Consider the following 26781-nt stretch of genomic DNA (forward strand, 5'->3'; position numbering starts at 1 on the left):
ATTATTTTGATTTAATCATTGTAAAAATGATGACGAAGTTCACCTTTTAAGTTTGCTTCGTATTGCGTTTTGAATTCTTCTTTCGAAAGATTTTGACCTAATAAATAAATGGCTTTTGTAATTGCAGCTTCCATTGTCAAATCATAACTCGAAATTGCGCCCATATTTAGCAACGCATCACTTGTCGCATAACGTCCAAGCTCTACCATTCCGCCCGCACATTGCGTGTTGATGATAAGATGAACTCCTTTATTCGTTATTTCTTCCAGCAATTCGATAAACCAATCATCAGTAAAAATATTTCCAGTTCCAAAAGCTTCAATAATAAAAGCTTTCATATTTGGAGCATTCAAAACACTTTCGATAAAAGAACGATTCATTCCAGGGAAAATCTTCAAAACACCAACATCAGCATTTAGATTTTTGTTAATAGAGAGTTTATGCGTAACAACATTTTTTAACAACAAATCTTCTTTCACTTCCAGATGAACACCGGAAACCCCAATTACTGGATAATTCGGTGACTCGAAAGCATCAAAGTTTTCTGCATTAATCTTAGTTGTTCTATTCGCACGGAACAATTTATATTCAAAATACACGCAAACTTCTTTGATAATTGGTTTGTCATTTTTGCGTAATGAAGCCAATTGAATCGAAGTAATTAAATTTTCTTTCGCATCTGTACGCAAATCTCCAATTGGTAATTGCGAACCAGTGAAAATGATAGGTTTTTCAAGATTGTCAATCATAAAACTCATTGCAGAAGCCGTATACGCCATCGTATCTGTTCCATGTAAAACGACAAAACCATCATAGTTTTCGTAGTTTTGTTGAATGGTTTCTGCAATTTCGATCCAATATTTTGGTTTCATATCAGACGAATCTATAGGCGTATCGAAACTATGATAATCGAAAGAACAATCTAAAAGTCCCAACTCTGGAATTTGTTTCAACAAATTATCAAAATTGAAAGGTTTCAAGGATTGATCGCCATAATCTTTCGCCATTCCAATTGTTCCTCCTGTGTAAATTAATAAAATTTTTGTTTGCATGCGGTTTGATTAATTTCTGGTTAAAATTAACCATTATAAAAAATCTGTACAACATCTTTTCTCAAACTCCGATATTTTGTAAATTGGATAAATAATTGTGAACATAAATTTAAACTATCAACTTGATGAAACTATTACTTTTAGCCATTACAACTTTGTTAACATCAGCTTATGTTAATGCACAATCTGATGAAGGATTGTTTGAAGTTGAGTACGAAATGAACGGACAAGAACTGAAATCTTTTGCTTTTTCTACGGATAATTGTGCGCAGAATTTGATTGTGAAATCGTGGGAAAATTGGGTAACGAACAAAGAAGGTTCTTCTGCTTTTTTGAAAAGACATGAAGCGAGTAATATCAAGTTCAAAAATTCGCAAGATGTGTATAAATCTGTGATTAGTTTGGTTGATGAAGAAAATGGAAAAACGACTGTGATTAATACATTAACGGATCAAAATGGAATGACATTTAATAGTAATTCGGCAGAGTTTGATAAAATTTATGCTCAATTGCAAGATTTAGCAACAAAAACGAAGCAAGGTTGTGTACGAAATGAGTTGAGGTTAGCGAACGAAAATATGATTCGATTGACAAAAGAAAACGCTGATGCACAATTGAAAAAAGGAAACTCGATCAAATCATATCTAAAAGATAATAACACCTTATTGAAATTAGAAAGTAAAAAGCAAGCTTTGGGCGATAAGTTAGATTTGGTGGTGAATCAATTGGAAAGAGAATCGAATGATAAAGTAACTGATGGTTTGATGAAGAAAAAGATAAAAACAGAAAACTCTTTGCGATCTATAGAAGATCAAGTAGTAACATTGAGCGTAAAAATACAAACTGCTGAAGAGAACGATAAAGGTTTAGACGCAAAAATTAATCAATTAACTAGTCAAATTCAGCAACAACGCTCGATTACGGAAAATTTAAAAAAGAAATATTCATCAATTGCACGATAATTGTTAGAGAAATTATATATTTACTAAATATCAACAAATAAATATTATTAAAATCAACTCGCTATGGGATTATTTTCATTTATCAAAAATGCCGGAGAAAAAGTCTTCGGAGGTGCAGAAACACCAGAAGAAAAAGCAGCTAAAGTACAAGAACAAGTTGCAAAACAAGGATTTGATTTATCAGGAGTAACTTTTTCTACTGATGGAGATAAAATTGTAGTAGCTGGACAAGCGTTGGACATCAATGAGAAACAAAAAATTTTAGCAACAGCAGGTAACATTGATGGTGTGGAAGGAGTAGAAGATCAATTAACATTGAAAACACCTTTGAAAATTGAGATTCCAGATTTATCTAAGACAATGTATACTGTAAAAAGTGGAGATTCTTTATCTAAAATTGCAAAAGAAGTTTATGGAGATCCAATGCAGTATCCAAAAATTTTTGAAGCAAACAAACCAATGTTAAAACACGAAGATAAGATTTATCCAGGTCAGGTTTTATATATTCCTCAGGATTAATATAATAGAAATAAAATATTAACGTTAAAACTCCTACAACCAAATGATTGTAGGAGTTTTATATTTTTACAGCACGGTTTTTGCGGAATATATACTCGCAATAAAAAATAATAACATATATTCGTATAACTGAAATAAAAAAATAATTATGAAAGTTTCAATTTTGCCAGTAGCGGTTATCGCTGCTTCAACTTTATTTAGTTGTGTGAGTCAGAAGAAGTATGATGAATTACAAAATAAATTCAATTCTGCTTATTCTGAGAACCAAGGATGTCAAACAGAATTGGCTGTAGCGAAAGCTAAATTAGCTAATTTTGAATCTAACCAAGGTCAGTACGAAAACACAGTTCAGAGTGAAAGAAATCAAATTAAACAATTACAAGAACAATTGAAAAATTGTATTAATGGTGGTTCTAAAAACGTTTCTGAATTAGTGAACGAAATCAATCAGTCTAACAAATACATTAAACATTTGATCGATGCGAAAAGCAAATCGGATAGTTTGAATATGGTTTTAACAAACAACTTAACGCGTTCTTTATCTAGCAATGAAGCAAAAGATGTTGATGTTAAAGTATTAAAAGGTGTTGTTTACATCTCGTTAGCTGATAACATGTTGTACAAATCTGGTAGCTACGAAATTTCACCTGCTGCAGGAGAAACTTTAAGTAAAATTGCGAAAATCATCAACGATTATAAAGATTACGATGTATTGATTGAAGGTAACACAGATAATGTGCCAATTTCTAAACCAAACATCCGTAACAACTGGGATTTATCTGCTTTACGTGCATCTTCTGTTGTGCAAGCATTACAAAATCAATACGGTGTTGATGGTAAACGTTTAACAGCTGGTGGACGTGGAGAATATAACCCATTAACTACAAATGCTACTGCGGAAGGAAAATCTAAAAACCGTCGTACACAAATTATTATCTTACCTAAGTTAGATCAATTTATGGATTTAATTGGGCAAGCCCCAAAAAACTAATTTTGGTAAAAAAATCAAATTAATATAGAAAGAGCCACTTTATAGTGGCTCTTTTTTTGTAACTTTTTCCAAATTTTAATCAATACCAATGGAACTATATTATTCTTTTTCGGTTCTAATTGTTCTTGCTGCATTATTTTCTTATGCAAACCTTCGATTCCTAAAATTACCTGGAACAATTGGAATTATGATTATCGCCATGTTAGTATCTGTCGCTATCCGTTTATTGGGAGATAGCTATTTTCCTGATGCTACAAAAGACATGTTTCAACTCTTTAACAGTTTAGACTTCAATGAAATATTGATGGGCGCAATGCTTAATTTTCTGCTTTTTGCAGGTGCAATGCACGTTAATATACTCGATCTGAAAAACTTGAGATGGACAATTGCTACTTATGCTACAATTTCGGTAGTATTATCAGCATTTATTATATCAGTAATTTTATATTACATTGCGCCATATTTCGGTATTCAAATTCCGTATATCTATTGTTTATTGTTCGGAACATTAATTTCTCCAACTGATCCAATTGTTGTATTAGGAATTTTGAAACAAGCAAAAGTTCCTAAGATTATTGAGACAAAAATTACAGGAGAGTCATTATTTAATGATGGTGTAGCTGTTGTAATGTTCGCAGTAGTTTTACAAATAGCAACTAATCCAAGCTTTGATGCTGACTTTGCAAGTGTTTCAAAATTATTCTTGATGGAAGCTGGAGGTGGAATTTTACTTGGGTTATTATTAGGATTTACAGCATCTAGATCCATGAAAAAAATTGATGATTATAAAGTTTCAGCTTTAATTACATTGTCGATTGTAATGGGAGGATTTTTGATTGCAAAAGAACTTCATGTTTCGAGCCCTTTAGCAATGGTTATAGCAGGTTTAATCATCGGAAATTATGGAAAGAAATTCGCAATGAGCAAAACAACTCAAGATTATTTAAACAAATTTTGGGAGCTTATTGATGAAATAATGAATGCCATTTTATTCCTTTTTATAGGTTTCGAATTGTTGTTAATAGAAGATTTAATGGATCAAATTCTATTAGGAATTGCCACAATTTTTATAGTCCTATTATCTCGAACATTATCAATTGTGATTCCTGCTCGTACTATTTTAAGAAAAAATACATTCTCCAAAGGTTCACTTATTGTCTTGGTTTGGGGAGGAATTCGTGGAGGAGTTTCAATTGCATTAGTTCTTTCGATGCCAAATTCGGAATGGAAAGATTTGTTATTAGAGATTACATACATCGTTGTTTTATTTTCAATCGTTATTCAAGGTTTAACTGTAGGTAAAGTGGCTCATCATGTTCTAAAAGACGAATCTGATGAAGCAAATAAAGAAGAAATGGAAGATTATCTTAATTCATCTAAATTGTAAATAATTATAAAAGATACAATTAAAAGGAGCAAGCGCATCTATAGATGCGCTTGCTCCTTTAACAGAAGTTTAGAAATTAAAATGGTTTTGTTCACGAATTAATCTTTATTTTTAATAGAAATTAGAACAAGCCAACAGAATGAAATTAAAAGATTTATCTAATCAACTCGAAATATCTTTAGGAAGTTTACAGAATTTTATCAATGATTTTAATATTGATTTGAGTTTTTGTATTGACGAAAATTTTAATGTAACACAACAATTTATAACATTTTCGGAAGAGAATAAAGACTTCTTAAAAAAATATGCAGAAGATTATTCCAAAGAAAAAACAATAGAAGAAATCGCTAAAACAATTGGTGCAAAAGAAGAAGAAGTGCTTCATTTTTTTGTGACAAATGGAATTCCTGCTGAGGTTGCAAAGCAGATGAAAACGGGAGTGTCAAGTTATTTGATTCATTCTTACATTGGGGGAAAATATCCGTTTATAGAAAAAGCATTTCCGCAATGCGAAGATTTTTCTGGTAAAAGTTTAGTCGGTTATACCGATTTGTATTTTTATATGACTGATATGTTAGATCCATTTATCAGCAAAGATCAAGGAGAAAGTTGGGGAATCTCAAAAACCTGCTGGCTTGATTTTGTATGGACCTCCAGGTAGTGGGAAAATATATTGGGCAAAGAAAATAGCGGATATGATTGGTTACGAATTTGTACATATTTTCAATGATTATTTAGTTGGGAATTTTGATAACAAAAAGAATAAATTCTCCGATTTTCTTTCAAAAAAGATGAATCAACCTAAAACATTATTGTTTATTGATTCGTTCGACGAAATATTACATTCTACTTCTGTAAATACCATTTATCCCGAAATGGTCGATTTGTTTTATTCCGTTTTTAGACATATTCAGAAAAATGATACGAAAGAACTTTTGATTGTTGGAGCTGTTGAATCTTTAGCAAATTTGAATGATGAAATCGTTGCACCTGGTCGTTTTGATTTACATATTCCGATTTTTCCTCCAACTTTTGACGAGCGTAAACAATTACTTTTACACCACATGACTGCGAACTTGGCGCAAGATTCTCCTTTATTATCAATTTTGAAAAATCAAAATGCGTTGAACAAAGACTTCTGGACGCCTTATGCGGCTGAAATGAAACTTTTCTCAAATACAATGATGATTGATTTTACACAATCGCTTAAAAAACGTTTATATGCATTATACAGAAAAGATGAAACGAAAAATATTGTGATGACAGAAAAGGTATTGTTTTCGGCATTTCAAGAAGCGAAATCGAAATTAACGTCTGATTATCTAAAACATTGTGCAATTTTTTTGACTGAAGCCAAACAAAATGTCGGACAAGATTTTCCGCATCGTCTGATCGAATTAAATGCTGATTTAGAGTTTTATTTATCATCAAAAGAAATTCCGATTACTAAAATTGGTTTTAAGCAAAGTGATGAAGCAATTTCTCCTACAGCTCAACAAGCAGTTGAAGAAAATAAAGAAGTTCAGAATAAATAATATAAACCACAAAAAAAAGCGCTCTAAGAGCGCTTTTTGATTTTATAATTGATTAAAACTTACAAAGTTTTTAATGTCAATAATAAGATATTTCCTTTGTAAAGATGTAATTCTTTTCCAGAAACTTCGTAACGATTTACACTTTTCAACATCGATAAAAATGCTTTTTCTTCTTGCAAATTAGGACAAGCCATTTTGGTTTCAGAAAAATTAACAAAGCTTGTTACGCCGCTAACTTTTGTAAAAGTAGCATTGAAATTGTTGCAACCCGCAAAACCACTTACAGTCGAATTCGCTTCGTCAATAACCAACATTACGTCCTTATCGTACAAACCTTTTACTACGTTGTTATCGTTGATCAAATACCAATTTTGATTTGAAATCGAAACTTCCGATTTAGGTTTAATTTTAGCAGTACTTGCACTTGTAGAACAAGAAGTTGCTATAAAACTCATCAAAATAGTTGCTGAAAATAAAGTTACAATCTTTTTCATTTTTCGGAATATATTATCTCAACTCAGCGTTGAATTTTTCTTGATACAATTTGATTAATTTATTCATTAAACCATCAATTTCTTGATCGCTTAATGTTTTATTTTCGTCTTGAATCATAAAACTTAAAGCATACGATTTTTTACCAGCTGGCAATTTATCTCCTTCGTAAACGTCGAATAAATTAACGGCTTTCAACAAATTCGTTTTGACTTCTTTTGTCGCTTTGTACAATTCTTCATATTTCACAGAAGAATCAAGCAATAAAGCTAAATCTCTACGAGAACCTGGGAATTTAGAGATTTCTTTGTATTTCAAATCGTGTTTGTTTGCTAAAGCAACCATTGCATCCCAATTTAATTGAGCAAAGAAAACATCTTGATTAACGCCTAATTTTTTTGCTAATTTTTTGCTGATGATTCCAAGTTTTCCTAATGATTTTTGACCAGAAACAAATTCAATTCCATCTAAGAAATTATCATCTTTTGCAGGTAACTCATCTGTAATTTGAATATCTAATCGAACAAAAATTTGTTTAATCAAACCTTTCAAATCAGCAAATGAAGCTTTACGTAAATTACCTGTCCACGATTCGCTATTAAAGTTTCCTGAAAGAACGATTCCTAAACATTTATTTTCTTCGTAAATACCATCAATTTTGCGATAAACTTTCCCAAATTCGAATAACTTAACATCCGAATTACGACGGTTGATATTGAACGCAACATTTTCTAATAAACCATTCAATAAAGTGCGACGCATTACAGCTAAATCAGCAGAAAGCGGATTTAACATTGCAACACTTTCACCTTCTGGATAAAAGAAAATTTCTTCGTATTCTCTTTTCGTTAACGAGTTATTCATCGCTTCATTGAATCCGAAAGAAATCAATTGACGCGCAATAAAATCTTCGATTTTATCTGGACTAACTTTTTGATTTGGAACATAAGAAAACGAAAATTTTGAAGGAATTTCGATATTATCGTATCCATAAATCCTCAAAATATCTTCAATCAAATCTACATCACGTTGTACATCTACACGATAAGCTGGAACTTCTAAATCTAAAATTCCATCATTTTCTGACAAAATTTTAATTTCTAAATTTTCTAAAATCGATTTGATTTTATGTTCTGGAATTTCAACTCCTAATAATTCAACCACTTTGTGTAAACGTAATTTTACATTAAAGTTTTGAATAGGATTTGCATAAATATCATCAATATTAGACGCTATTTCAGCTCCAGCAATTTCAACTAACATCATCGCAGCTTTTTTCAACGCGTCGATAGTTGTGTTAGGATCAATTCCACGTTCAAAGCGGAAAGAAGCATCCGTATTTAATGCATGTGCTTTCGCTCCTTTACGAATTGTTACAGGTTCAAAATATGCTGATTCTAAGAAAATAGTTGTAGTAGCATCCGAAACTCCAGAATCTTTTCCTCCGAATACTCCTGCAATACACATTGGATGATTTTCGTTGCAGATCATCAATTCATGTCCTTTTAATGTACGTTCAACGCCATCTAAAGTTGTGAATTTTGTTCCTTCTGCTAATTTTTGAACGATCACTTTATTTCCTTCAATTTTAGCTGCATCAAAAGCATGTAAAGGTTGTCCTAAATCGTGTAAAATGTAATTGGTAATATCAACCACATTATTAATTGGTGATAATCCAATAACTTGCAAACGATTTTTTAACCAATCTGGCGACTCAGCAACTTTTAGATTTTTTAAGTAAACACCTGCATAACGAGGCGCTGCTTCTGTATCTTTAACCTCGATAGAAATAGGATTTTTTCCGAAATCTGTCGTAGGATAATTTGATACATCATATGTTTTGAATGTTGACGCGATATCACGAGTTTTAAGGGCCGCATGTAAATCACGCGCTACACCAAAATGTGACATTGCATCCGCACGATTTGGCGTTAAACCAATTTCGATTTCGTGGTCAACTTCATCATTTTTTCCGAATAGGTCGAACGTAGAAGTTCCAGGTTTTAAATCTTCTGGTAAAACTAAAATACCAGAATGATCTGTACCAATTCCTAATTCTACTTCAGAACAAATCATTCCGAAAGATTCTTCACCACGAATTTTTGCCTTCTTGATTTTAAATTCACCATCTGGTGAAGGTAAAACCGTTCCGACAGTTGCAACAGGAACATTTTGACCTTCTGCAACATTAGGAGCTCCACAAACAATTTGCGTTTCTTTTCCGTCTCCTAAATCTATTTTAGTAACTCTTAATTTATCTGCGTTTGGATGTGGCACAGCTGATAAAACTTTACCAACTAATACGGTTTCCAAATAATTTTTAGCTCCACCTACTTGTTCTACACCTTCAACTTCTAGACCCGTACTTGTAAGTGTTGAAGACACTTCATCAAGTGTGATATCTGTATCAATGTAGGTTTTTAGCCAATTGTATGAAATTTTCATTGTATTGTATAAATGAATTTTATGTATTCTTTTTGATTATGCGTTTAACATAACTGGCATAACTAGCATTAAGATTTCTTCGCCATCTTCTAGTCCATCAACTGGTTTGATGATTCCTGCACGATTCGGTTCAGACATTTCTAATGTTATTTCTTCTGATTGTAAATTGTTCAACATTTCGATTAAGAAACGAGAATTGAAACCGATTTGTAAATCAGTTCCGTTGTAATCACAAGGAAGTCTTTCTTCTGCTTTGTTTGCAAAATCGATATCTTCAGCAGAAATTGTCAATGAATTTCCAACTAATTTTAATCGAACTTGGTTTGTTGTTTTGTTAGAGAAAATTGCCACACGTTTCAAAGATGTCAAGAATAAGTTTCTGTTAATCGTTAATACATTTGGATTTTCTTTTGGAATTACCGCTTCATAATTAGGATATTTACCATCAATCAAACGACAAGTTAACACGATGTTTTGGAATGAAAAACGTGTATTTGTATTGTTATATTCGATTGTTACATCGTCATTATTTCCTCCTAAAATATTTTTCAATAAGTTAAGTGGTTTTTTCGGCATAATATATTCAGCAGCTTGTAAATTGTCTAAGCCATTGCGAGTATATTTTACCAAACGATGCGCATCTGTAGCAACAAAACGGAAAATATCTGCATTTGCTTGGAAGAAGACTCCTGTCATAATTGGACGTAATTCGTCGTTTCCTGTCGCAAAAATAGTTTTGATAATTGCTTCTGATAAAATGCTTGCACTAAGTGTTGTAGAGCTTGCGTCTTCGATATCTGGCGTTTGAGGATATTCGTTTGCGTCTTCGAATGCTAACTGATAATTTCCTTGTTCTGAAACAATTTCCAACGTATTTCCTTCTTTTTGGATAAAAGTAAGCGGTTGCGCAGGGAAAGTTTTCAACGTGTCAGTTAAGATTTTTGATGGAATTGCAATTTTTCCATTATCATTAGACTCAACTTCTAAAGTTGTTGAAATTGTTGTTTCTAAATCAGAACCAGTGATAGTTAATTGGCTACCATCCAATTCGAATAAAAAATTATCAAGGATTGGTAAAGTATTATTAGAGTTAATAACCCCTCCGATTAAGTTAACATTTTTTAATAACGTGTTGCTCGATACAATAAATTTCATATGAAGAATATTTCCTTAAAATATCTAACAAATGTAATAAATAATCAAGTAAAAAACTCAAACCTATACATTAAATATTATATAGAATAGCTTGTTGTTGATTATCAAATAGAAAGATGATTGTAAATTGATTGTTATTATTTGTTTAAATTTTCTTTGAATTAAAAACTTTTCACCCGTAAATTTGTCTTGTATATCGAGACTTTTAACAAATCTTTTTGACCAAATCTCATCCAAAAAGATTAATTTGAATTTAAAATACTATTCTATGAAAATTGAATTGAATTTAGAAGGAAAAAATGGAGTTTTTATACTTCTTGATGAGAATAATAAAGAAGTTGGTGAATTAACTTTTATGCTGAAAGAAGAACAAATGTTGATTAATCATACAGGTGTTAATCCCGAATTGAGAGGACAAGGTTTGGCCGAAAAGTTAGTGTTAGAAGCTGTAGATTACGCAAGAAAAAATCAGTTGAAAATCATTCCATTTTGTAGTTATGTGAGCGTTTATGTTGGTAAACATCCAGAAGTACAAGATGTAATTTAGAAAATTATGAATTTAGAAAAAGTTTTTGAACACAACCAAGAGTGGGTAAATAAACGTTTAGGACAAGACGAGCAATATTTTGATAAGCTTTCGGCTGGTCAAAATCCAGAAGTGCTTTACATTGGTTGTTCGGATAGTCGTGTGACGGCAGAAGAGTTGTTGGGAGCGGAGCCAGGTGAGGTTTTTGTACACCGCAATATTGCTAATATGGTAATTAGTTTGGATATGAATACCACTTCTGTTTTAGACTATGCGGTAGAACACCTAAAAGTGAAACATATTATAGTTTGTGGACATTATAATTGTGGAGGGATTAAATCTGCAATGATTCCGAAAGATTTAGGAATGATGAATCCTTGGTTGCGTAATATTCGTGATGTTTATCGTTTACATTCAGAAGAATTGAATGCAATCGAAAACGAAGGAATGCGTTACAACCGTTTGGTAGAGCTAAATGTACAAGAACAATGTGTAAATGTGGTAAAAAATCCTTTTGTACAACGTGCAATGGAAAATGGATTAGAAGTACATGGTTGGGTGTTCGATTTGTTTACTGGAAAATTAATTGATTTGAATTTAAACTTCGATAAAATCTTAGAAAATATCAAAGAAATCTACGATATCAACGAATAAATTTAACATTTTGTTATATCTGGTATAATAATTGTTCTTAAGACTGTTAACCAAACTATATCAATGATTAACAACCGTTGGAAAAAAAAAATAGGTATCGCTTTAATTTCAATTATTGCGGTACTTTTTATTTTAAGTTTTTACATCTCCTATTTTCTGAATGATCGACTTCCAAAAATCATTGCAGAAAAAAACGATACCGCTTATAATCTGACTTACGAAGATTTGAGCTTTTCTATTTTTAATTCGTCTTTATCACTAAAAAATGTTGAAGTTTCTCCAAAAGATTCGTTGTTAATAAAGGATTCGATTGACGCAACAGGAAAAGTGAAAGAAATAAATATTGTCGGTATCAATTTTATAAAATTAATTACCAAAAAAGAAGTTGCAGCATATTCAATCAACATCAATAATCCTTCTGTAAATTATTATCTCAAAGAGAAAAAAGATTCGGTCAAAAAAGATACAGCACAATCCAAAGTTGGGCAAAGTATAGATGTTTCCAATGTGAATATCAACAATGGCGAGTTTAATTTGTATTCTCAATCAGGAAAAAAACATATAGCAAATGTTTCTAATTTTTCGATCGATTTTGATGGCGTTCGTTTCAATGAGCGAACAGCGGACAAAAAAATTCCGTTCAGATATTCTGCTTTTGATATTAAATTAGATTCGATGTTTTTTGTGGTAAAAGATCAACAATTGATTAGAGCACGAAAAGTTCGTTTTAATGAAACTGATTTTGAGTTGGATAATTTCTTGATGAAACCGCTTAAAATGAACGGAAAAATGTACGTTCCAAACGATTCTGAAAATGATTTATTGGATATTGAATCACCACTTCTTTCGCTTTCTAAGATGGATTGGGGATTTACTTCAGAAGATAAATTATATTTTAAAACAGATTTAATCAAATTCAAAAATCCAAAAATTACCATTATTTCTGCCAAACCTGAGAATAAAGTTGAGAAACAATCAACTAAAAAAGTAAGCATAAAAACGGAAGATGCGGAGTTAATTAATATCAAAAAATTACAAATAGAAAATGGTAAAATTCGTTCACTCTTCTCGAATGCAAAAACGGTAAAATATGCAATAAATAATGTGTCGTTAAATATCGAAGGAATAAAAATGAATGCGTTGACGCGAACAAATGATATTCCGATTGATTATAAAACTTTCCGTATTAAGTTGGATTCGATGTATTATCGATTGAATGAAATGCACACGTTAACAGCATCTAATTTTGATTTGACAGAAAAGAAATTGATTCTGAAAAATTTCAAAATGAAACCATTAATTTCAAAAAATCAATTTAATCGAAATTATACAAAATCAAACACATTATTAGATGTCGAAGCACCAATTTTGACGTTAAATAATAACAGTTGGGGAATAAAAAATGGTGATTTCTATTTTCATACAAATTCAATCAAATTGGATGAGGTAAATGTGAAAATCATTGATCAAAAGAATGAAAAAGTTATTGCGAAGAAAGTTGAAAATGTAACAGAAAAGTTCTTGATTAATTTTAATCTTGGAATTGATACGATTCAAATCAAGCAATCGCGTTTTATTGCTTCACAAAAATTTGATTTCAATAATGTTAATTTGACGGTTTTAGGATTGAAAAATGATTATGGGAAAGAACTTCATGTTAATCATGTTATTTTCAAAAATCCAAAATTTACGATTTATGGACAGCCAAGACGAGTGGCGCAGCGCGAAGGAAAAACCTCAAAAGAGTTTAATGATGTTATAAAAGTTGATAAAATTTCGTTGGTAAATGGACATTTAGATGTGGTTCCTTATCAACAAAAAACGCCGAATTTAACATTGAAGCAAATTCAGTTAGCGTTTAATCAAATCAATGTTGATCCAAAAACTATTCAAGAAGCAATACCATTTTCGTATAAATCTGTGTTGTTAAAATCTTCAGGAATTGATTTCGATTTAGGAAAAATGTATAAGATGAATACTGGAGCTTTGCAATTTCAGAATGGAAACTTGACGTTGAATCAATTAAAATTAACACCAAAACTTACTCGAAAAGCGTATACAGCTTCATTAGATAAACAAGCCGATTTATACATTGTTTCTGTCAATCAATTAGAAGGAAATGTAATTCAGTGGGGAATTTCTCCATCCAAAGATTTCTTTTTGAAAGCCAATCAAATAAAATTGAACCAGCTTTATGCAAATATTTATAGAAGTTTGGTTCCACCTGATGACACAAAACGTAAAACAATGTTTTCACAAAAATTACGTGAAATGAAATTCGATTTAGGGGTGAAACAATTGCAATTGGTCAACTCTAAATTAGAATATGAAGAGGAAACGGCTAAAAGTATCGGAACAGGAAAATTGACGTTTTCGTCTATAAATGCAACGGTTAAAAATGTCAATTCGGGTTATCGTAAAACATCTTTACCAAACGTTGATGTTGATTGGCGTTCAGAATTTATGAATGGAGATTTGCGTGCAAATTGGACATTTAATCCAATGAATCGTTCGGAGAAATTTAATATCAATGGTTCAATTTCAAAACTTCCTGCAAAAAATCTCGATCCTTTTGTGAAACCATATCTTAAGGTTTCTGTTGATGGATTTTTCAATCAAATAAAATTTAATTTTGATGGAAATGATAAAGTTGCTGGAGGAAATTTTGGAATAGATTATCAAAATTTGAAAGTGAATGTTTTGCGTGATGATGGTTCGAAAAGGAAATTATTATCAGCAGTTGGAAATGCGGCGGTAAAGAATGATTCTCGTGGAAAAATGAAAGAAGAAAAAGTAGAAAATATCGAACGAAAACAGGATAAATCATTTTTTAATTTCTTTTTAGCTTGTATCTTAGACGGTCTTAAAAAAGCACTTTTAATTATTTAAGAAAATGAAAAGAACAGTCTTCATAACCGGAGCAACATCTGGCATAGGAATGGCGACAGCAAAGAAATTAGCACCAAATTATCGTTTAATTTTGTGTGGGCGTCGTCAAGATCGATTAGATGAAATTCAGGCAGAATTGAGTCAAATTACGGAAGTTAAAACCACTCAATTTGATGTTCGAGACAAGGAAGCTGTTTTTAATGCAGTAGAAAGTTTAGAAAATGAGTGGAAAAATATTGATGTTTTAATCAATAATGCAGGAAATGCACACGGATTAGCACCTTTTGATACAGCTGAGTTGGAAGATTTGGAAGCGATGATTGATATCAATGTAAAAGGATTAATTTACGTTTCGAAAGCAATTATTCCAATTCTTAAACAATCATCAAATGCGCATATTATCAACCTTTCGTCGATTGCAGGAAAAGAAGTTTATCCAAATGGAGGAACATATTGTGCGTCGAAAGCGGCAGTAGAATCGTTGAGCAAAGGAATGCGTTATGATTTGTTGCCTTACGGAATCAAAGTTTCCAATATTGCGCCAGGAGCGGTAGAAACAGAATTTTCGTTGGTTCGTTTCAAAGGAAATCAAGAACTTTCGGATAATGTGTACAAAGGTTTCGAGCCATTGGTTGGAGAGGATATTGCAAATGCAATAGAGTATTTGTTGCAACAACCAGAACATGTACAAATTGCCGATGTTACAATCTTCCCAAAAGCGCAAGCTGGAGGAACTGTTATTTATAAAGGATAAAATTTTAAAAATATATTCATTTGAAAGCCTCTATTTTAGAGGCTTTTTTAGTTCAATATTTTCTCATAACAAACACTTTCTTCGATGTCTTTGTATTGATCGTAATTTTCGATTCTTGTGTAATCACATCGCTCATACAAAGCGATTGCTTCGGGTTGTTTCAATCCAGTTTCCAAAATACATCGTTCATAATTTAATTCGATTGCCCAATTTTCTAATTCATTCAGAACTTTAGCCGCAATTCTATTTCCTCTATAATCAGGATTTACATACATTCTTTTCACTTCCATTGTTGTATCAGAATAATGTTTTATAGCGCCACAACCAACAGGATTTTCGTTTAAATAGGCGATAACAACGTGATTTATTTTGTCAACTTTATTGTATTGCGAAAAGAAAGAATGAAATTCGCCATCTCTTATCGCTAAATCTTTATCTAATTCTATTACCAATTCTTGAAAATCTTTGTTAGATGAATTTGTTCGAATGATTTTTACTGAATTCATTTTATTGCTTTTCCTCAAATTTAATAAAACTTAAGTTTTTTTGTAACGCTAAATTCTATTTTGTTCCGCTGTTTTTTGTGCTTGTTTCGCTTCTTTTACTTTCTGATTTCCGAAATTATATTTCAAATTCAACATAAAGTATTGTGTATCGCGATAATCTTTGAAATATTGATTTTGATTTGCGTATTTCGTGGAAATTGTATTGCGATCGGTTTTAAAAATATCATTGAAAACTAAACCAATTTCGAAACGTTTATCCCATATTTTTTTGTTCAAAATCAAATAGGTGTTTTGAGAAGAACTAATATCAAACGAACCTTGAATTGCCTTCGAATTATATTGATATCCAGCCGAAATATTAAATGTTTTTGCTTTGTCTAAATCAAATTGAGTGCTCAATGAAAGGTGATAAAAAAAGACATCGTTTTTGTACTGCAGATTATCTGGCCCAAAATAATAGTTTTGATTATATTCTCCCATTGTAAATAAATTCAGTTTCCACCACGATTTTAGATTAAAATTTTTCGAAAGATTTGCTCCAAAAGCTTCTCCATTTTTGATGTTTGTAAAATGATAAACTGTTTCGAAAGTTTCAGGATTTTGAATAGAAATTTCCATCGTTGGATTTTTCTCGTATCGATAATAGGCTTCAAAATTCCAATCTTTCAAAGTGTAAGATAAACTCAAATTGTGGATAATCGTAGAAATCGCATTGGCATCGCCCTGAAAATAAGAAAACAGATTGTAATATGATTTTGAAGGATTCAAGAAATTATAATCTGGTCGATCAATTCTTTTTCCATAATTCAAACCAATTTGTCCAGCATTTTCAAAATTATATAGTACATATAAAGTTGGAAAAAGATCGGTATTTGTTCGTTTATTTTGGCTAATTGGATTATCAGAAATCGTATTTATAAGAGCTGTTTCAGATCTCAAACCAGCTTTTGCTTCCCATTTTTTCCATTTGTAATTTCCAGAAATATACAACGCAAAAATCTGTTCTTTGTAATCAAAAATATTACTTTTTTCGGGTTGATATTCGATTTGATTTTGAATCGACTCAAAGAAATCTAAATCATTATCATTCTTCACAAAACTATATTTCGCTCCAGCTTCCAAACCATAATTTTCTTCGATCAAACTATAATCAATTTGTGTAGAAAATAGATTCAATTTTTGAAGTGCCGCGCTCAAAAAACGATTTTCTTCATAAGGTTTATCCTTGAAATTCAATTTTGTTAAAACATCTTGATTTTCTTTGTAATAACGATGACTAAAATTGTTGCTCCATGTCAAATTATGTTGCCCGAATTTTTTATCATAAACCAAATACGTATTAAAATTATTCGAAGCTTCGCGACGATGATTTTGTGTTTTGTAAAATGATTCAAGTTGATTATTTGTTGTATTGTAAATATTCGTCGGAACGTTATAATTTCCAATTGATGCAGGATTTCTTGAACCATTTATTCCAAACTGAAAATTCTGTAAACTATCGATTGAATATTGAGAAGCAAAGTTGTAAATATGTTGTTGTTTCGCGACTGTTCGGCGAATCATGTCACTTTCCCAGCGGGTTTGATCTTTTTCATAAATTGTTACATCAAAATTCTTGCGAATATATTTTCCATTCACAAAATAATAACTTCCTGTCAATTGCCATTTTTCTGTGTTGTAAGATTGCGAAGTTCCCAACATTCCTTTGCTATAAATCGATTGATGATAGCGTGTCGCAATTTGTCCTTTGTAACCAGAAAGTACATTTTTCTTCATTTTAATGTTAATAATCGCACTTCCCGAAGCCTCATATTTTGCAGGCGGATTGGTAATGACTTCAACCGAAGAAACTGTGGCACCATCTGTATTTTCTAACAATTGTTTCAAATCATCTTGGGACATTAGTGTTTTTTTATCATTTATAGTAACCAAAATTTGTATATTTCCTCTTACACTTAATTGATCATTTTTTAGAAGAACATTTGGTGTATTTTTTACGATGTCCCAAGCACTTAAATTTTGCAAAGGCGTATTTTCGACATTAAATTCTATTCGATCAATTTTTCGTTTCAATAAAGGTTTTTGACCAGAAATAACAACGTCTTTTAAGTTAATTGTTTCATCTTTTTGAAGCGTGATAATCAAAGAATTTTCTGAGTTAGCTTGATATGTTTTTTCAAGTTCTTGGTAACCAAATTCTTTAATATAAATTGTAAATGATTGTGCTTGATGAAGCTCAAAATTAAATTCACCATTTTCATTCGATTCAGTTACAATCGGATCTTGTGAAGGAATTTCAACTTCAATAGAACTGTTTTTGATTGGTTGATTTTGTTCATCTATAATTTTTCCAGAAATAATTTGTGCAAAAATTAAATTAGGAAGTAATAAAAAAAAGGTCATTACTATTTTCATCGTTCAGATTTTTAACAAATCTCTTTCAAGTTTCGATTTTACTTGGTTAATGAACGGTTAACGATGAGTTAATGTGTAATTTATGTGCGAAAACAATGTATTTTTGAATTGATGGAAAGCTTATGAAATTATCTAAAAAACATTATACATTTATTTTCTCTTTTGCATTGATTGTTTTGGTTGCATTGCAAGGGTATTATATCTATAATTCGTATCGATTGATTGAGAAAGATTTGAAAAAAGAGGCTCAAGCAATTGGAGTTAAAGTGATGAATTTTATGTCAAAATATGAAACAGATTCTAATGATGATAAGATTTTAGATTATTTCAAAAAACTGAATCATGATGAAAAAAAACAGTTTGATGAATTACAAATAATTCGAACGAAAGTAGATTATAATTATGAGATTTATACGCCAATTGTAGATTCTCTATTAGACGTTTATTCTAAGGAAAATAATTTTGAAATAGCGCTTCGTACAGATGTTTATTCGGTTTATGATGAATTGAATCATAAAGAATTATTGCCAAAGAAAAAGTATGTGATTTACGAAACGACAAATAAAATTGCGAAACCAACTAATATTAATCAAAGTGTTTGGTCATCGGATGATATTAGTAATCAAACAGATTCTGATTTAGGAATTAATAAAAATGAACGTCATAAATATAAAATTAGAGGAAAGACAGATTTTGAATTACTGAATTTGAAATTTTTAATTCTCAAGAAAATTATTCCTTTAATCATTGTGAGTTTGTTGATTGTTGGATTAATTGTCTTTTTGTATTGGAAAAGTCTTAAAAATTTATCGAAACAAGAAGAAAAAATCAATCAATTACATTTGACAATAGACTCTATTGCGCATGAATTGAATACGCCAATTACGACGATGAAATTTGCTTTGCATCAAGTTCAACATCCAGAAACGCAACAAATGATGAACAGACAAATTAATCGTTTGGAGCAAACTGTTGATTCTATTTTTGTAAAAAATGACGAAAATTCTGAATTGTTAGATGAGGTTATTTTGAATGAAATTATCCAAAAGATTCAACTTCAATATCCAGAAATTAAACTTATTAATCAAAGTATTTTCGAGAAAAATAATGTACTGAAAACAAACGATTTTAAACAAATTGCTCAGAATTTAATTGAAAATTCAGTCAAATATGGAGCTACTGAAATTGTATTAGATTTTAAATTTCAAAAAAAAATAACATTGAATTTTTCGGATAATGGAATTGGAATTCCAACCAATGATTTGCCTCTTATTTTTGATAAATATTATCGTGTGAATCGTTCTATTAACCAAAATGTAAGCGGTTTGGGTGTTGGATTATTTTTGGTCAAGAATACAATCGAACGATATTTAGGAACAATTAACGTTCAGAATAATAAAGACAAAGGTGTTCAATTTTTAATCATTTTGTCGAATGAAAACTAAATTAATTTTAGTAGAAGATGATCAAGATTTGGGAACTGTTCTCAAACAATATCTTGAATTTTCTGATTTTGAAGTGACTTGGTTTGATCATCCACAAAAACTATTGAAGGAAATAGAATCGTTGGAATCAGCTCAATTAATCATTTTTGATGTCATGTTACCCGAAATTGATGGTTTTTCTTTGGCGAAAAAATTAGCCGAAACCATTACAATCCCATATTTGTTTTTGACTGCTAAGGCGCAAAGTTTTGATCGTGTTTTAGGGTTGAAATTAGGTGCAGATGATTATATCACAAAACCTTGCGATCCTGAAGAATTGGTCTTGCGAATAAAAAATATTTTGAAGCGAAATCAACCTGTTTTAGAAGAATTGATCAAAATTGGAGCTTATGTTTTTCTTCCAAATCAATTGCAATTATCTTATCAAGAAGAAAAATTTCAGTTAACAGAAAAAGAAGCAGAATTGTTGAGTTTCTTGATTCAGAATAATCAAAAATTAGTGAGTCGTAAAGAGATTTTAGAAAAAATTTGGGGCGAAAACGATTATTTTATGGGTAGAAGTTTGGATGTTTTTATGACACGTTTGCGCAAATATTTTCAGAACGATGAAACCATAAAATTTGAATCTGTTCGTGGAATTGGTTTTAAAATTAATTTTCCACTCTAAAAAAATAAAGCTGAACAGAAGTCCAGCTTTAATAACAAACAATTGAATTCTAAATTCAGTAAAGGGAACCGAATTTTATAAATGGATTTTTATATTCCTTGAGCAATCATAGCATCGGCAACTTTTACGAAACCAGCTATATTAGCGCCTTTGTAATAATTTATATTTTCTTGAAATTCACCTTTTCCATATTTTTTACATTGGTGATGAATTTTTATCATAATTTCTTTTAATCGATAATCTACTTTTTCTCTGTTCCAATTTTGACGGATCGAATTTTGAGACATTTCCAATCCAGAAGTTGCAACACCACCAGCATTCGCAGCTTTTCCAGGACCGTATAAAATTTGATGATCCAAAAAATAATGAACCGCTTCGGGAGTTGTTGGCATATTAGCACCTTCGGCAACCAATTTGCAACCATTGAGATGTAAAGTTTGCGCATCTTGTAAATCCAATTCGTTTTGTGTTGCACATGGCAAAGCTATATCACAAGGAACTTTCCAAGGATTTTGGTCGGAGAAAAAATTAGCGTTTGGATAATAATCAACATACTTTGAAATTCTATCGTAATCATCATTCTTAATTTTGAAAATGACATTTAGTTTTTCTGTATCAAAACCGTCTTCATCATAAATATATCCAGAAGAATCAGAAAGTGTAACCACTTTTGCGCCTAATTCCAGAGACTTTTCAGCAGCATATTGTGCAACATTTCCAGAGCCAGAAATAGAAACTGTTTTTCCTTTTAAGGTTTCTTTTTTTTCGGCTAACATACATTCTACAAAATATAATAAGCCGTAACCAGTAGCTTCAGGACGAATCAAAGAACCGCCATATTCTAATCCTTTTCCAGTTAAAACACCTGTAAATTCGTTTCGCATTCGTTTGTATTGACCGAATAAATAACCTATTTCTCGCCCTCCAACGCCAATATCACCAGCAGGAACATCGACATCTGCGCCAATATGACGAGATAATTCGCTCATAAAAGATTGGCAGAAGCGCATAATTTCCATGTCCGATTTTCCTTTTGGATCAAAATCAGAACCACCTTTTCCGCCACCCATAGGTAAAGTTGTCAAGCTATTTTTAAAAACTTGTTCAAAAGCTAAGAATTTAAGAATAGAAAGATTAACAGATGGATGAAAGCGCAAACCACCTTTATAAGGACCAATCGCAGAATTCATTTGTACACGATAACCTTTGTTGATTTGGATTTCGCCTTTATCATCAACCCAAGTTACTCTAAACTGAATAATACGTTCTGGTTCTGCAATTCTTTCAAGAATTTTGAACTTTTTGTATTTAGGGTTTTCTTCTACAAATGGTAAAATGGTTTCGGAAACTTCTTCAACTGCTTGTAAAAATTCTTTTTCGTTAGGGTTTTTTGATTTAATTCTTTGAATGAATTTTTCTGAGTAAAATAAAGTATCCATGTTATTTGTGTTTGAATATTGATAAAATTACAATCAATAATAAAAAAAACAACATATTTCTTAAAGTAAACTTTTGATATTTATGAAGTTGATAATTTTGACTGCTCAGAATCTTTAGGTTGATAATTTTTGAAACAAAAAAAGCAGGAAAATTTCCTGCTTAATAAATTTTGTATTTTTATTCAGTTTAAGACAAGACTTATTTTTTGAAAAATCCACCCAATAAACTCATGGCATCTCCAATTCCTAATTGTCCATCACCATCCTGATCTAACAATTTTTCGAAACCTCCTAAATTTACTCCGCTTTGGTTTGTTTGAGTTGTAGAACCACCAACTAAACCGCCTAATAATCCAGCAATCCCATTTGAATCTAATCCAGCAGATTGTTTTTGTTTACCCAAATAGCCCATTACAATTGGCGCAACTAACGCTAAAATTTGAGTAACTTGTTCTGTATTCAATCCAGATTGTTGAGAAATTGCAGATTCTACATTTTGTTGTTTATTTCCTAAAACGTGACCTAAAATTCCTAATCCATCTTGTTGGTTTCCTCCTTGACCTAAAAATCCAGAAAGATTATCCAAAATACACCCGTCATGTTGATTCAAAGCATTCGAAATTCCTTCAGCACCTCCGCTTTGAGCATTTTTATTTAAAGCAGACAATAAAAAAGGTACAGCTGCTGCAACAGCAATTTGAGCTTGTGATTCATTAATCCCTAATTGTTTTGCAGCAGAAGCAAAAATTTGTTGTCCCATTGCACCTTGAATTAAATTAGTAAAGTCCATAAGTTTATATTATTTACTCAAATATACTATTTTTAACAGATTAATTCAGATTAATATTAAGAGTCCTACAAAGTATTTCTATTTTTGTACAATCAATTTTGTAAATGAAACAAATAAATCTTTTTTTAGTAATCATTATTGCGGTTTTGGCTTTATTACCAATCGTTTTACCGAATCGTTTCGACGAAGAAATGCAATATGAATTTGATGCACCTGTTGGTTTGGTGTACGACGAATTTTATAATCTTCGTCAATTCTCGAAATGGCAACAATTTACAGCTTCGGATTCTTTGACAATCAAGAAATTTTCGAATACAAAAGAAGAGGACGAAAATTATATGATATGGGATTCAGAAGATGCTTCAATTGCTTCAGGAAAAGTAACGATTGAAAATTTTTCGATTAATCGTTTCGTTAATTATACGATAAAATATGATGGTTGGGAAAAATTAGATAGTTTGAATGTCAAATTTGAACAACAAGAAAATGGGAAAACAACTACAAAATTGAATTATTTAAGTCAAGAAATTCCTTATTTCTACCGCTATTTTGCTTTTTTCAAAAATCCTGAATCTAAATTTGAAAAATCTTTGGATAACCTAAATCAAAAAGTGAAAGTTAGATTAGATAAGGATCAAAAAGAAGGACGATTGAATTATGGTGAATATCGAATTGTAGAATTAGGTCGAACAAATTTATTTGCGATTCGTAAACAGTCAAGTTTAGCAGAAAAAGATATAATGGATAAAGTGGATGGCGCTTTTGAGGTGATTTATAAATCGTTAATGAATAAAGATGAAGGTGGTTTTGATTTCGATTTAGGTTTCCCATATGTCTACTTTACTGATTTTGATAAAGAAAAAGATAAGACAACATTTTTTGCTGGAATACAATTAATAGAAGATTTGCCTTTGCAAAAGGACATGAAAAAAGTAGTTGTTCCTGGTGGAGATTATTTGTTGACATTGCATTTAGGACCTCGTTCTAAGCGTGCGCAAACAATCGAAAAAATGAAGAATTATGCAAAATCTAAAAAACTACAACTGGATACAAAACAATTAGAAATTATGTTAAACGATCCGAAGGAAACAGATAGTTTAAAACTAATTTCTCGAATTTATATTCCAATTAAAAAATAATAAATACTTAAGAATTAACAATTTTTAAAGTACACTTAGCCACAGTAATGTGGCTTTTTTTGTATTTTTGCAACTTCTTACAAACGAACATGGACAAAGATTTTATTGAAGTTTACGGTGCACGTGAACATAATCTAAAAAATATTGATGTAAAGATTCCTCGAAACGAGCTTGTGGTAATCACGGGTTTAAGTGGAAGTGGGAAATCTTCGTTGGCTTTTGATACGATTTATGCAGAAGGACAACGTCGTTATATCGAAACTTTTTCGGTTTATGCACGTCAATTTTTGGGAGGTTTAGAACGTCCAGATGTTGATAAAATTGATGGTTTGTCGCCTGTTATTGCAATTGAGCAAAAAACGACCAATAAAAATCCACGTTCTACTGTTGGTACAATTACAGAAATATATGACTTTCTTCGTTTGTTGTATGCGCGTGCTTCTACCGCTTTTTCAGTCGAAACAAACGAACAAATGGTTGCTTATACAGAAGAGCAAATCATTGAGTTGATTCGAACACAATACAGCGAGAAGAAAATTGCGATTTTAGCGCCAATTGTACGTTCAAGAAAAGGTCATTATCGAGAGGTTTTTGTGACATATTCTAAAAAAGGTTTTCTTGAAATGCGCATTGATGGTGAGTTGAAAGATATTGCACCAGGAATGATGTTAGATCGTTACAAAACGCATGATATCGAATTGATGGTGGATAAAATGTTGCTGAATGATAAGGTGAACGATCAACGTTTGCGTTCAAGTATTGATCATGCAATGCAGCAAGGAAACGGAATTACGATGATTTTGGATTATGAAACCAATGAAACCAAATTCTTTTCTCGCTCGTTGATGTGTCCGTCGACAGGAATGTCATATGCATTGCCAGAACCGAATACATTTTCGTTCAATTCGCCAAAAGGAGCTTGTCCAACTTGTACAGGTCTAGGTGAGTTGAAAGTGGTTAATCACGAAAAATTATTTCAAGATAGCGAAAAATCGTTGTTTGATAATTTGGAAGAATTATTTGAAGCGTTAAAATCATCTTCTCGAATAGAAAAACAATTGGAAGCGATTTTTGTCAAACATAATATAGACCAGAAAGTAGCGTTCAAAAAACTTCCTCAAGCATTGATTGATGATGTAATGAATGGTTTGAAAGAAACATTGAATGTTGATCTTAAGTTTGCATCAGTCAAAAAAACATATAAAATTGATTTTGAAGGATTGAATGAATTTCTTTCTGAAATTATGGAAGATAAAAATAATCCGTCTTCAAGTTCGATTAACAAAAAGTTTGGAAAGAAAGTTATTTGTCCAACTTGCGAAGGAAAACGTCTTAAAAAAGAATCGCTTTTCTTCCGAATTGACAATAAAAATATTGGTGAAGTTGCGGAAATGGACCTTCAATCGTTGCAAAAATGGATTGAAAACGCACCAGTTTCGATGACGTCGAACCAACAACAAATTGCGCATGAGATTCTGAAAGAAATTTATACACGTTTATCTTTTTTATTAGATGTAGGATTAGATTATTTGAGCCTTAATCGTTCTTCTAGAACACTTTCTGGAGGCGAGGCGCAGCGAATTCGTTTGGCAACGCAAATTGGTTCTCAATTGGTGAATGTTTTGTATATTTTAGATGAGCCAAGTATTGGTTTGCATCAACGCGATAATGTCAGATTGATAGATTCGTTAAAGAAATTACGCGATATCGGAAATTCGGTTTTGGTTGTAGAACACGACAAAGACATGATCTTGGAATCGGATTATGTGGTTGATGTTGGACCAAAAGCAGGAAAAAATGGTGGTCAAATCGTTTGGGAAGGCGAGCCAGAACAAATGTTAAAATCAAATACATTAACATCAAAATACTTAAACAATCAGTTGCAAATCGAAGTTCCAAAAGAACGTCGAAAAGGTAATGGGAATGAATTAAAACTTTTTGGAGCATCTGGAAATAATTTAAAAAATGTCAATCTTACCATTCCTTTAGGAGAATTGGTTGTAGTTTCAGGAGTTTCAGGTTCTGGAAAATCAACGTTGATTAATGAAACATTGTACAGAATTCTGAATCAACATTTCTTTAGAGCAGAAAAAGATCCAATGCCTTACAAAAAAATTGAAGGTTTAGAGCATTTGGATAAAGTAATCGAAGTGGATCAATCCCCAATTGGTCGTACGCCTCGTTCTAATCCTGCGACTTATACAGGAATTTTCTCTGATATTCGTACGTTGTTTACAAATTTACCTGAAGCCAAAATTAGAGGTTACAAACCTGGACGTTTTTCGTTTAATGTAAAAGGTGGACGTTGCGAAACTTGTCAAGGAGCTGGTTTACGTGTGATTGAAATGAATTTTTTACCTGATATTCATGTCGAATGCGAAACATGTAATGGTAAACGTTTTAATCGTGAGACGTTGGAGGTTCGTTACAAAGGAAAATCGATTTCGGATGTGTTAGAAATGACGGTTAATGAAGCGGTAGAATTCTTTGAAGCGATTCCGAAAATATATCGTTATGTCAAAATGTTGCAAGATGTAGGTTTGGGGTACATCACGCTTGGTCAGCAGTCGACAACATTGAGTGGAGGAGAGGCGCAACGTGTGAAATTAGCAACAGAATTGGCAAAAAAACAGACAGGAAAAACAATTTATATTTTAGATGAACCGACAACAGGTTTGCATTTTGAAGATGTAAATGTGTTGATGAAAGTGATTAATAAAATTGTGGAATTTGGAAATACGGTTATCATCATCGAGCATAACTTAGATGTGATAAAGTTGGCTGATTATGTGATTGATATTGGTCCTGATGGTGGAGGTAAAGGAGGTAAAATTGTCGCCGAAGGAACACCAGAAGAAATTGCTAAAAATTCTAAAAGTGTGACAGGAAAATTTTTAAAAGACGAATTGATGTAACGTCCTGAAAAAATGATACAGGATTAGACCAATAAAATTTTATTTTAAACAGTACATATATTCGTATTTGTACTGTTTTTCTTTTTGTACGATTTTGGTATTAA

The 26781-nt window shown here is 31.5% G+C and carries 22 protein-coding genes; 14 read left to right on the forward strand and 8 right to left on the reverse strand.

Annotated elements, in window-relative coordinates:
* Positions 1-11 precede the first annotated feature (11 nt).
* Complete coding sequence (locus B4G36_RS12545) at positions 12-1052, reverse strand: asparaginase (RefSeq protein ID WP_291064240.1); 1041 nt, start codon at positions 1050-1052, stop codon at positions 12-14.
* A 125-nt stretch (positions 1053-1177) separates the two neighbouring features.
* On the opposite strand from B4G36_RS12545, the gene B4G36_RS12550 reads away from it, so the two are divergent.
* From B4G36_RS12550 to B4G36_RS12575, 6 genes are all read left to right on the forward strand, one after another.
* Positions 1178-2014, forward strand: coding sequence for a hypothetical protein (locus B4G36_RS12550; protein WP_291064241.1), 837 nt, complete (start codon positions 1178-1180; stop codon positions 2012-2014).
* A 63-nt stretch (positions 2015-2077) separates the two neighbouring features.
* Positions 2078-2533 (forward strand): peptidoglycan-binding protein LysM, encoded by a 456-nt coding sequence (gene lysM / locus B4G36_RS12555; protein WP_291064242.1) that lies wholly within the window; start codon positions 2078-2080, stop codon positions 2531-2533.
* Between the two features lie 148 nt (positions 2534-2681).
* The gene (locus tag B4G36_RS12560) at positions 2682-3524 is read left to right on the forward strand and encodes an OmpA/MotB family protein (RefSeq protein ID WP_181816279.1); all 843 of its coding nucleotides are present in this window, start codon (positions 2682-2684) and stop codon (positions 3522-3524) included.
* Between the two features lie 88 nt (positions 3525-3612).
* Positions 3613-4911 carry a cation:proton antiporter gene (locus B4G36_RS12565; RefSeq protein ID WP_291064243.1) on the forward strand — a complete coding sequence of 433 codons (1299 nt, stop codon included), beginning with the start codon at positions 3613-3615 and terminating at the stop codon, positions 4909-4911.
* 139 nt (positions 4912-5050) lie between these two features.
* Positions 5051-5572 (forward strand): hypothetical protein, encoded by a 522-nt coding sequence (locus tag B4G36_RS12570; RefSeq protein WP_291050902.1) that lies wholly within the window; start codon positions 5051-5053, stop codon positions 5570-5572.
* Positions 5547-6446, forward strand: coding sequence for an AAA family ATPase (locus tag B4G36_RS12575; RefSeq protein WP_291064244.1), 900 nt, complete (start codon positions 5547-5549; stop codon positions 6444-6446). Before B4G36_RS12570 ends, B4G36_RS12575 begins: the two co-directional genes overlap by 26 nt.
* A 59-nt stretch (positions 6447-6505) precedes the next feature.
* On the opposite strand, the gene B4G36_RS12580 is transcribed toward B4G36_RS12575, so the two are convergent.
* The 3 genes from B4G36_RS12580 to dnaN are packed head-to-tail and all read right to left on the reverse strand — an operon-like array spanning position 6506 to position 10538.
* Entirely contained in the window at positions 6506-6940 is a 435-nt protein-coding gene (locus tag B4G36_RS12580; protein WP_291064245.1) for an META domain-containing protein, read from the reverse strand.
* A gap of 13 nt (positions 6941-6953) precedes the next feature.
* Positions 6954-9383 (reverse strand): phenylalanine--tRNA ligase subunit beta, encoded by a 2430-nt coding sequence (gene pheT / locus B4G36_RS12585; protein WP_291064246.1) that lies wholly within the window; start codon positions 9381-9383, stop codon positions 6954-6956.
* 36 nt (positions 9384-9419) lie between these two features.
* Positions 9420-10538 (reverse strand): DNA polymerase III subunit beta, encoded by a 1119-nt coding sequence (dnaN, locus tag B4G36_RS12590; RefSeq protein ID WP_038337242.1) that lies wholly within the window; start codon positions 10536-10538, stop codon positions 9420-9422.
* A gap of 268 nt (positions 10539-10806) precedes the next feature.
* Between dnaN and B4G36_RS12595 the strand changes: the two genes are divergently transcribed.
* The 4 genes from B4G36_RS12595 (at position 10807) to B4G36_RS12610 (ending at position 15361) form a co-directional block, all read left to right on the forward strand.
* A complete protein-coding gene (locus tag B4G36_RS12595) occupies positions 10807-11085 on the forward strand; it encodes a GNAT family N-acetyltransferase (RefSeq protein ID WP_038337243.1) in 279 nt (92 codons plus the stop codon).
* 6 nt (positions 11086-11091) lie between these two features.
* Entirely contained in the window at positions 11092-11718 is a 627-nt protein-coding gene (locus tag B4G36_RS12600; protein WP_219034949.1) for a carbonic anhydrase, read from the forward strand.
* A gap of 63 nt (positions 11719-11781) precedes the next feature.
* Positions 11782-14607, forward strand: a complete 2826-nt coding sequence (locus B4G36_RS12605; protein WP_291064247.1) for a hypothetical protein — start codon at positions 11782-11784, stop codon at positions 14605-14607.
* A gap of 4 nt (positions 14608-14611) precedes the next feature.
* Entirely contained in the window at positions 14612-15361 is a 750-nt protein-coding gene (locus tag B4G36_RS12610; protein WP_291064248.1) for an SDR family NAD(P)-dependent oxidoreductase, read from the forward strand.
* Between the two features lie 47 nt (positions 15362-15408).
* Here B4G36_RS12610 and B4G36_RS12615 read toward each other — a convergent pair whose 3' ends face one another.
* The gene (locus tag B4G36_RS12615; RefSeq protein ID WP_291064249.1) at positions 15409-15867 is read right to left on the reverse strand and encodes a GNAT family N-acetyltransferase; all 459 of its coding nucleotides are present in this window, start codon (positions 15865-15867) and stop codon (positions 15409-15411) included.
* Between the two features lie 48 nt (positions 15868-15915).
* Complete coding sequence (locus B4G36_RS12620; RefSeq protein WP_291064250.1) at positions 15916-18282, reverse strand: outer membrane beta-barrel family protein; 2367 nt, start codon at positions 18280-18282, stop codon at positions 15916-15918.
* 122 nt (positions 18283-18404) lie between these two features.
* On the opposite strand from B4G36_RS12620, the gene B4G36_RS12625 reads away from it, so the two are divergent.
* Together B4G36_RS12625 and B4G36_RS12630 are read left to right on the forward strand one after the other, a co-directional pair.
* Positions 18405-19727, forward strand: coding sequence for a sensor histidine kinase (locus B4G36_RS12625; protein ID WP_291064251.1), 1323 nt, complete (start codon positions 18405-18407; stop codon positions 19725-19727).
* Positions 19717-20394, forward strand: coding sequence for a response regulator transcription factor (locus tag B4G36_RS12630; protein WP_291064252.1), 678 nt, complete (start codon positions 19717-19719; stop codon positions 20392-20394). The genes B4G36_RS12625 and B4G36_RS12630 overlap by 11 nt, the downstream gene beginning before the upstream one ends.
* Before the next feature lie 89 nt (positions 20395-20483).
* Here B4G36_RS12630 and gdhA read toward each other — a convergent pair whose 3' ends face one another.
* Together gdhA and B4G36_RS12640 are read right to left on the reverse strand one after the other, a co-directional pair.
* Positions 20484-21833 (reverse strand): NADP-specific glutamate dehydrogenase, encoded by a 1350-nt coding sequence (gdhA, locus tag B4G36_RS12635; RefSeq protein ID WP_291064253.1) that lies wholly within the window; start codon positions 21831-21833, stop codon positions 20484-20486.
* Positions 21834-22032: 199 nt separating this feature from the next.
* On the reverse strand, positions 22033-22623 hold the full coding sequence (locus B4G36_RS12640; RefSeq protein WP_291064254.1) for a DUF937 domain-containing protein: 591 nt from the start codon (positions 22621-22623) through the stop codon (positions 22033-22035).
* Positions 22624-22727: 104 nt separating this feature from the next.
* On the opposite strand from B4G36_RS12640, the gene B4G36_RS12645 reads away from it, so the two are divergent.
* Together B4G36_RS12645 and uvrA are read left to right on the forward strand one after the other, a co-directional pair.
* A complete protein-coding gene (locus B4G36_RS12645) occupies positions 22728-23762 on the forward strand; it encodes a GyrI-like domain-containing protein (RefSeq protein ID WP_291064255.1) in 1035 nt (344 codons plus the stop codon).
* An 89-nt stretch (positions 23763-23851) separates the two neighbouring features.
* Positions 23852-26677 carry an excinuclease ABC subunit UvrA gene (gene uvrA / locus B4G36_RS12650; RefSeq protein ID WP_291064256.1) on the forward strand — a complete coding sequence of 942 codons (2826 nt, stop codon included), beginning with the start codon at positions 23852-23854 and terminating at the stop codon, positions 26675-26677.
* Positions 26678-26781: the final 104 nt, after the last annotated feature.

This window comes from Empedobacter sp. UBA3239 (assembly GCF_002362875.1).
Lineage (GTDB): Bacteria > Bacteroidota > Bacteroidia > Flavobacteriales > Weeksellaceae > Empedobacter > Empedobacter falsenii_B.

What these genes read in the sequence shown, in the direction of transcription:
- B4G36_RS12545 (WP_291064240.1), bottom strand. Translation starts at nt 1,052, where the DNA reads ATGCAAACAAAAATTTTATTAATTTACACAGGAGGAACAATTGGAATG.
- B4G36_RS12550 (WP_291064241.1), top strand. Translation starts at nt 1,178, where the DNA reads ATGAAACTATTACTTTTAGCCATTACAACTTTGTTAACATCAGCTTAT.
- lysM (WP_291064242.1), top strand. Translation starts at nt 2,078, where the DNA reads ATGGGATTATTTTCATTTATCAAAAATGCCGGAGAAAAAGTCTTCGGA.
- B4G36_RS12560 (WP_181816279.1), top strand. Translation starts at nt 2,682, where the DNA reads ATGAAAGTTTCAATTTTGCCAGTAGCGGTTATCGCTGCTTCAACTTTA.
- B4G36_RS12565 (WP_291064243.1), top strand. Translation starts at nt 3,613, where the DNA reads ATGGAACTATATTATTCTTTTTCGGTTCTAATTGTTCTTGCTGCATTA.
- B4G36_RS12570 (WP_291050902.1), top strand. Translation starts at nt 5,051, where the DNA reads ATGAAATTAAAAGATTTATCTAATCAACTCGAAATATCTTTAGGAAGT.
- B4G36_RS12580 (WP_291064245.1), bottom strand. Translation starts at nt 6,940, where the DNA reads ATGAAAAAGATTGTAACTTTATTTTCAGCAACTATTTTGATGAGTTTT.
- pheT (WP_291064246.1), bottom strand. Translation starts at nt 9,383, where the DNA reads ATGAAAATTTCATACAATTGGCTAAAAACCTACATTGATACAGATATC.
- dnaN (WP_038337242.1), bottom strand. Translation starts at nt 10,538, where the DNA reads ATGAAATTTATTGTATCGAGCAACACGTTATTAAAAAATGTTAACTTA.
- B4G36_RS12595 (WP_038337243.1), top strand. Translation starts at nt 10,807, where the DNA reads ATGAAAATTGAATTGAATTTAGAAGGAAAAAATGGAGTTTTTATACTT.
- B4G36_RS12600 (WP_219034949.1), top strand. Translation starts at nt 11,092, where the DNA reads ATGAATTTAGAAAAAGTTTTTGAACACAACCAAGAGTGGGTAAATAAA.
- B4G36_RS12605 (WP_291064247.1), top strand. Translation starts at nt 11,782, where the DNA reads ATGATTAACAACCGTTGGAAAAAAAAAATAGGTATCGCTTTAATTTCA.
- B4G36_RS12610 (WP_291064248.1), top strand. Translation starts at nt 14,612, where the DNA reads ATGAAAAGAACAGTCTTCATAACCGGAGCAACATCTGGCATAGGAATG.
- B4G36_RS12615 (WP_291064249.1), bottom strand. Translation starts at nt 15,867, where the DNA reads ATGAATTCAGTAAAAATCATTCGAACAAATTCATCTAACAAAGATTTT.
- B4G36_RS12620 (WP_291064250.1), bottom strand. Translation starts at nt 18,282, where the DNA reads ATGAAAATAGTAATGACCTTTTTTTTATTACTTCCTAATTTAATTTTT.
- B4G36_RS12625 (WP_291064251.1), top strand. Translation starts at nt 18,405, where the DNA reads ATGAAATTATCTAAAAAACATTATACATTTATTTTCTCTTTTGCATTG.
- B4G36_RS12630 (WP_291064252.1), top strand. Translation starts at nt 19,717, where the DNA reads ATGAAAACTAAATTAATTTTAGTAGAAGATGATCAAGATTTGGGAACT.
- gdhA (WP_291064253.1), bottom strand. Translation starts at nt 21,833, where the DNA reads ATGGATACTTTATTTTACTCAGAAAAATTCATTCAAAGAATTAAATCA.
- B4G36_RS12640 (WP_291064254.1), bottom strand. Translation starts at nt 22,623, where the DNA reads ATGGACTTTACTAATTTAATTCAAGGTGCAATGGGACAACAAATTTTT.
- B4G36_RS12645 (WP_291064255.1), top strand. Translation starts at nt 22,728, where the DNA reads ATGAAACAAATAAATCTTTTTTTAGTAATCATTATTGCGGTTTTGGCT.
- uvrA (WP_291064256.1), top strand. Translation starts at nt 23,852, where the DNA reads ATGGACAAAGATTTTATTGAAGTTTACGGTGCACGTGAACATAATCTA.